Raw genomic sequence first — 7,237 nt, forward strand, 5'->3', positions numbered from 1 at the left:
CCGGGTTGGAAGCTGGCTACAGGGCATTTGAGGATTATAGGAATTTCAACCGCGACGGCAAATACCACATTGTCGACCCGCTGGTACTCGATCTCGACGGCGACGGCATCGAAACCGTCGGCACGCAAGGTTATGCGGGCGCGTTGTTCGACCACGATAAAGACGGCATCCGCACATCAACGGGCTGGGCGGCTGCCGACGACGGTTTGCTGGTAATCGACCGCAATTCAGACGGCCTGATTAACAACGGCGGCGAACTTTTCGGCGACAGCACCGTATTGAAAGACGGCAGCAATGCCGCGCACGGCTATGCGGCTTTGGCCGAGTTCGATACCAATTCAGACGGCCTGATTGATAACAAAGACGAAAAATTTGCCGATTTGAAAATATGGCGCGATTTGAACCAAGACGGCGTTTCGCAAGAAGGCGAGCTGTTCACTCTGGAATCGCTGGGTATCCAATCATTGGATTTGGCCTATCAAAACACCGATATCCGTTTGGACAACGGCAACACCATTGCCCAAAAAGGCTCCTACACCCTTTCAGACGGCCGAAAGCGCGAAATGGGCGATCTGCTCTTGGCGGCAGACCATCTGCACAGCCGCTATGCCGACCCGGTGAAACTCACCGAAGCGCAGATGCAGGCGGCAAACCTGCAAGGCATGGGCAGATTGCGCGATCTGCGCGAGGCGGCGGCGCTGTCGCCCAAGCTGGCCGAAGTGTTGGCCGCCTACAGCAAGGCCGAAACCAAGGCGGAGCAGCTGGCTTTGATGGATGCTTTGGTGGGCGAGTGGGCGAAAACCGACCCGCGTTATCATTCGGGCGCGGTGTTTTCCAGCGCCTGGGTTAAAACAGCCAATGAAGGCCGCGCGGTTACGCCAGGTGAAGAGCGGGAAATGCGCAATAATCTTTATCTGCCTTCCCCGGAAGAGTCGGCCAAGTTAAAGGCCTATGCCGGCAAGGTGGCGGCGCTTGATGCTTTTTCGGGCGAATATTCGGGCACGGTGTTTATCAGCAGCAGCGAAGATGCCGGGCAGTTTTTTGCAGCGGCCGACAAGGCGTATGCGGCTTTGAGCAAAAACATTTATCAGGCATTGCTGTTTCAAACCCGCCTGCAGCCTTATTTAAACGAAATCGGTTTGAAAATAGAAAATAACGAATTTGTTTTAGACTATGGCAAAGTGATCGAAAAATTCAATCAGGTTTATGCCGAAAACCCCGAAAAAGCATTTGTGGATTTGGGGGAGTTGATGGCCGGCACCGGCAGCAAGGGCAACGCCGCCGAAGCGCTTTCGGCGCAAATGCTCCAATATGCGCAAAGCGCGGCCGAAAATAACCTGCTGGGCCGGTATGCGCAGGCTTTGGGCGCAGAAGCGGTGGAGAAAATCGGACACAAGCTCGGCTCAGACGGCGATGACACGCTTTACGGCAACGACCGGGCAAGCTTTTTAGCCGGCGGCAGCGGCAACGACAGGATCTATGGTCGAAGCGGCAGCGATGTACTCGATGGCGGGGAAGGCGATGACGAATTGCATGGAGGCAACTACGAGGCCGACACTTATATCTTTACCAAAGGCCACGGGCAGGATGTGGTAAGCGATTATGGCTATCAGGCCGAACACACCGATACCCTGCGCTTTAGCGGAGCCGACTTTGCCGATGCGGTATTCACCCGCAGCGGAAATGATTTGGTGGTTAAGGCCTACGGCGGCAACGATCAGGTGGCGGTGCGGGGTTATTTTGACGGCAACGGATACCGTTATTTTGATTTTGCCTTTGACGACAAAACCATCACAGCCGCCGATATGGCCGGCATAACGGTAAAAGGCAGCGGCACAGAGAAAAACGATACGCTCTATGGTTGGAATACAGTGGATATTCTGAATGGAGGAGAAGGCAGCGATACGATTCGTGGAGATGGCGGTAATGATATTTTGAGTGGTGGCGATGGCGATGACGAACTGAACGGCGGCGTGGGTGATGATACGTTGGACGGCGGCGAAGGCAAAGACAAGCTTTACGGCGGCAGCGGCAGCGACACCTTAATCGGCGGAGCCGGTAACGATTATTTGAATGGCGGCAACGGCGAAGCCGACACCTATATCTTTGCCAAAGGCCACGGGCAGGACGTGGTAAGCGATTATGGCTATCAGCCCGAACACACCGATACTCTGCGCTTTAGCGGAGCCGACTTTGCCGATGCGGTATTCACCCGCAGCGGAAATGATTTGGTGGTTAAAGCCTACGGTGGTGAAGATCAAGTTTCCCTGCAACATTATTTTAACGGCGGCAATTACCGCTATTTTGATTTTGCCTTTGACGACAAAACCATCACAGCCGCCGATATGGCCGGCATAACGGTAAAAGGCAGCGGCACAGAGAAAAACGATACGCTCAATGGTTGGAATACAGTGGACATTCTGAATGGCGGCGAAGGCAACGATACGATTCGTGGAGATGGCGGTAATGATATTTTGAGTGGTGGCGATGGCGATGATCATATTTTGGGAGAGTCGGGAGATGACAGAATCTGGGGAGACAACGGTAATGATTATTTAGGAGGTGGCAGTGGCAGCGACTATTTGTACGGCGGTAGCGGCGATGACAGTCTGTATGGTGATTCAGGTAGTGATACATTGGACGGAGGCGAAGGCAACGACAAACTCTACGGTGGCGGTGGAGTCGACACCTATATCTTTGCCAAAGGCCACGGGCAGGATGTGGTAAGCGACTATGGCTATCAGGCCGAACACACCGATACCCTGCGCTTTAGCGGAGCCGACTTTGCCGATGCGGTATTCACCCGCAGCGGAAATGATTTGGTGATTAAAGCCTACGGCAATGAAGATCAAGTTTCCCTGCAACACTATTTTAACGGCGGCAATTACCGCTATTTTGATTTTGCGTTTGACGACAAAACCATCACAGCCGCCGATATGGCCGGCATAACGGTAAAAGGCAGCGGCACAGAGAAAAGCGATATGCTCTATGGTTGGGATACCATAGATGTGATTAATGGCGGTGAGGGCAACGATGTACTTTCCGGCTATGGCGGCAACGACAGCCTGTTCGGTGATGAAGGCAATGACAGCCTTTATGGCGGAGACGGGGAAGACAGGTTGGCGGGCGGTGTAGGCAACGACCATTTATATGGAGAGCACGGCAACGATAAGCTCGATGGCGGTGCAGGCGATGACGAATTGAACGGCGGTGCGGGAAATGATACGCTGGACGGAGGCGAAGGCAACGACAAACTCTACGGCGGCGGTGGAGCCGACACCTTAATCGGCGGAGCCGGTAACGATTATTTGGGTGGCGGCAGCAGCGAAGCCGACACCTATATCTTTGCCAAAGGCCACGGGCAGGACATAGTGAGCGATTATGGCTATCAGGCCGAACACACCGATACCCTGATTTTCACAAATGCGTTGCTGGAAAATGCGGTGTTCAGCCGCGAGGGCAATCACCTGCTGGTTCAGGCCTACGGCGGCGAAGATCGGGTGAGTGTGCAGAATTTCTTTTCGAACAGCGGCTACCGCTATAACCAGTTTGCCTTTGACAATGCCAAAGTGAAGGTGGATGCGGAAATGAATGTCAGCGTTATTTAGCAGGGCAGTCGTGGGCAGTCTGCCGCAATATCGCTAAGACTGTGGGAATCGAGGCCGTCTGAAAGCAAAAAGTTTCAGACGGCCTTGTTGTGTTGCGCAGGCGCTGCCTAGAAACTGTGTTTTGCGGAATGTTTGTAGGCCGTGTTTTGCAATGCCTTGACTAAGTGTTTGCACCGAAACTATAATTCCGCTCTTGTCGGCATGGTGCCGGCAGATATTTCACTCAACAGGACGAGAAAATATGCCAACTATCAATCAATTGGTACGCAAAGGCCGTCAAAAGCCGGTGTACGTAAACAAAGTGCCCGCACTGGAAGCGTGCCCGCAGAAACGCGGCGTGTGCACCCGTGTGTACACCACCACTCCGAAAAAACCGAACTCTGCATTGCGCAAAGTGTGCAAAGTCCGCCTGACCAACGGTTTTGAAGTGATTTCCTATATCGGCGGCGAGGGACACAACCTGCAGGAACACAGCGTGGTGCTGATTCGCGGCGGCCGTGTAAAAGACTTGCCGGGTGTGCGTTACCACACCGTCCGCGGTTCTTTGGATACCGCAGGCGTTAAAGACCGCAAACAGGCCCGCTCCAAATATGGTGCCAAACGGCCCAAGTAACCAAATAACACTACGGCACGTCGGTTTTGCCGTCTGAAAAGCAGGCATGACCGAGTAAGTGAATGCTTCGATAGGCATTCATGGGGTTGTCCCGACTGAATAGATATTTAAGGAATTAAAATGCCAAGACGTAGAGAAGTTCCCAAACGCGATGTATTGCCTGATCCGAAATTCGGCAGCGTTGAGCTGAGCAAGTTTATGAACGTATTGATGATTGACGGTAAAAAATCCGTTGCCGAGCGCATCGTTTACGGGGCCCTTGCGCAAATCGAGAAAAAAACCGGCAAAGCAGCAATCGAAGTGTTCAACGAAGCCATTGCCAACACCAAACCCGTTGTAGAAGTGAAAAGCCGCCGTGTGGGCGGTGCCAACTACCAAGTTCCTGTTGAGGTTCGCCCTTCACGACGCTTGGCTCTGGCAATGCGCTGGGTGCGCGATGCTGCCCGTAAGCGCGGTGAAAAATCCATGGATCTGCGTTTGGCCGGCGAATTGATCGATGCAGCCGAAGGCCGCGGCGGTGCTATGAAAAAACGTGAAGAAGTACACCGCATGGCCGAAGCCAACAAAGCCTTCTCACACTTCCGTTTCTAATTTCGAAAGGCGCATAAAATGGCTCGTAAAACCCCGATTAACCTTTATCGCAATATCGGTATTTCCGCACACATTGATGCGGGTAAAACCACCACTACCGAGCGTATCCTGTTCTACACCGGCTTAACCCACAGATTGGGCGAAGTGCACGATGGTGCCGCCACTACCGACTATATGGAACAAGAGCAGGAGCGCGGCATCACCATCACTTCCGCTGCCGTAACTTCCTACTGGAAAGGTATGGGCGGGCAGTTTCCCGAACACCGTTTCAACATCATCGACACCCCGGGACACGTGGACTTTACCGTAGAGGTAGAGCGTTCCATGCGTGTGCTTGACGGTGCCGTTATGGTTTACTGCGCGGTGGGCGGTGTGCAGCCGCAATCGGAAACTGTATGGCGCCAAGCCAATAAATACAAAGTGCCGCGTTTGGCTTTTGTGAACAAAATGGACCGTCAGGGCGCAAACTTCTTCCGCGTGGTCGAACAGATGCGTACCCGTTTGCGCGCCAATCCCGTGCCCATTGTTATTCCCGTGGGTGCGGAAGACAGCTTCGAGGGTGTGGTAGATCTGTTGAAAATGAAAGCCATCATTTGGAACGAAGCCGATAAAGGCACCACGTTCGAATACGGCGACATCCCCGCAGATTTGGCTGATACTGCCGAAGAATGGCGTCAAAACATGATCGAAGCGGCGGCCGAAGCCAGCGAAGAGCTGATGGATAAATATTTGGGCGGTGAAGAGCTCACTGAAGCAGAAATCGTAGCTGCATTGCGCGAGCGTACCTTGGCCGGTGAAATCCAGCCGATGTTGTGCGGGTCTGCCTTTAAAAACAAAGGCGTGCAGCGTATGCTCGATGCTGTGATAGAATTTCTGCCCGCGCCTACCGATATTCCTCCGGTGCAAGGCGTGAATCCGAACAACGAAGAATCCGACAGCCGTCAAGCAAGTGATGATGCCAAATTCTCAGCGTTGGCGTTTAAAATGCTGAACGACAAATATGTCGGCCAGCTCACTTTCATCCGCGTGTATTCCGGCGTGGTGAAATCGGGCGACAATGTGGTGAACTCCGTTAAAGGCACCCGCGAACGCATCGGCCGCTTGGTGCAGATGACCGCTGCCGACCGCACCGAAATCGAAGAAGTGCGCGCGGGCGATATTGCTGCCGCCATCGGTTTGAAAGATGTTGCCACCGGTGAGACGCTGTGTGCCGAAGATGCTCCGATTATCTTGGAACGCATGGAATTTCCCGAGCCGGTGATTCACGTTGCCGTTGAGCCGAAAACCAAGGCAGACCAAGAGAAAATGGGCATTGCACTCAACCGCTTGGCCAAAGAAGATCCGTCTTTCCGTGTGCGTACCGATGAAGAATCCGGCCAAACCATTATTTCCGGCATGGGTGAATTGCACTTGGAAATCATCGTTGACCGTATGAAGCGCGAATTCGGTGTGGAAGCCAATGTGGGTGCGCCGCAGGTGGCCTACCGCGAAACCATCCGCAAAGAAGTGGAATCCGAAGCCAAACACGTTAAGCAGTCCGGCGGTAAAGGCCAATATGGTCATGTTGTCATCAAAATGGAGCCGCTGGAACCCGGCGGTGCGGGCTATGAATTTATCGATGAAATCAAAGGCGGCGTGATTCCGCGCGAGTTTATCCCCTCGGTCGATAAAGGTATCCGCGACACCCTGTCCAACGGTATTGTTGCCGGTTACCCTGTGGTTGATGTGCGTATCCGCTTGATTTTCGGTTCTTATCACGATGTGGACTCTTCTCAAATCGCCTTTGAACTGGCCGCCTCCATGGCTTTCAAAGAAGGTATGAAAAAAGCCTCTCCGGTATTGCTGGAGCCGATTATGGCCGTTGAGGTGGAAACGCCCGAAGATTATATGGGTGATGTGATGGGTGATCTGAACCGCCGCCGCGGTATCGTGTTGGGTATGGACGACGACGGCATCGGCGGCAAGAAAGTCCGCGCCGAAGTGCCGCTGGCAGAAATGTTCGGCTACTCGACCGACCTGCGTTCCGCCACCCAAGGCCGTGCAACCTACTCGATGGAGTTTAAGAAATACGCAGAAGCTCCCGCACACATTGCCGCGCAAGTTACAGAAGCCCGCAAAGGCTGAACTGTTGAAACAGGCCGTCTGAAATTTCAGACGGCCGCAAATCCTGTTCTTTAATCGTTCTTTATATAAAGGAATTAGCTCATGGCTAAAGAGAAATTCGAGCGGAGCAAGCCGCACGTAAACGTTGGCACCATCGGTCACGTTGACCATGGTAAAACCACTTTGACTGCCGCACTGACCACCATTTTGGCAGAAAAATTCGGCGGTCAGGCTAAAGGCTACGACCAAATCGACAATGCCCCGGAAGAAAAAGCCCGCGGCATCACCATCAATACCTCGCACGTGGAATACGAAACCGAAG

Annotated in this window: 5 protein-coding genes; all 5 read left to right on the forward strand. The window is 53.3% G+C overall.

Features of this window, described 5'->3' with window-relative positions; genetic code table 11:
• The first annotated feature begins 5 nt into the window (after positions 1–5).
• Positions 6–3,608 (forward strand): calcium-binding protein, encoded by a 3,603-nt coding sequence (locus tag IR141_RS07805; protein WP_135035580.1) that lies wholly within the window; start codon positions 6–8, stop codon positions 3,606–3,608.
• 241 nt (positions 3,609–3,849) lie between these two features.
• The gene (gene rpsL, locus IR141_RS07810; RefSeq protein ID WP_002218431.1) at positions 3,850–4,221 is read left to right on the forward strand and encodes a 30S ribosomal protein S12; all 372 of its coding nucleotides are present in this window, start codon (positions 3,850–3,852) and stop codon (positions 4,219–4,221) included.
• A 120-nt stretch (positions 4,222–4,341) separates the two neighbouring features.
• The gene (gene rpsG / locus IR141_RS07815) at positions 4,342–4,812 is read left to right on the forward strand and encodes a 30S ribosomal protein S7 (RefSeq protein WP_135035583.1); all 471 of its coding nucleotides are present in this window, start codon (positions 4,342–4,344) and stop codon (positions 4,810–4,812) included.
• Between the two features lie 18 nt (positions 4,813–4,830).
• Positions 4,831–6,936 (forward strand): elongation factor G, encoded by a 2,106-nt coding sequence (gene fusA, locus IR141_RS07820; protein ID WP_135035586.1) that lies wholly within the window; start codon positions 4,831–4,833, stop codon positions 6,934–6,936.
• Positions 6,937–7,017: 81 nt separating this feature from the next.
• Positions 7,018–7,237: GTP-binding protein (locus tag IR141_RS07825; RefSeq protein WP_228068166.1), on the forward strand; the 220-nt coding region annotated here is incomplete at its 3' end.

The sequence above is a fragment of the Neisseria sp. 19428wB4_WF04 genome (genome assembly GCF_015235335.1).
GTDB lineage: Bacteria > Pseudomonadota > Gammaproteobacteria > Burkholderiales > Neisseriaceae > Neisseria > Neisseria musculi.

Coding starts and splice junctions, on each gene's coding strand:
- rpsG (WP_135035583.1), top strand. CDS start 4,342: ATGCCAAGACGTAGAGAAGTTCCCAAACGCGATGTATTGCCTGATCCG.
- fusA (WP_135035586.1), top strand. CDS start 4,831: ATGGCTCGTAAAACCCCGATTAACCTTTATCGCAATATCGGTATTTCC.
- rpsL (WP_002218431.1), top strand. CDS start 3,850: ATGCCAACTATCAATCAATTGGTACGCAAAGGCCGTCAAAAGCCGGTG.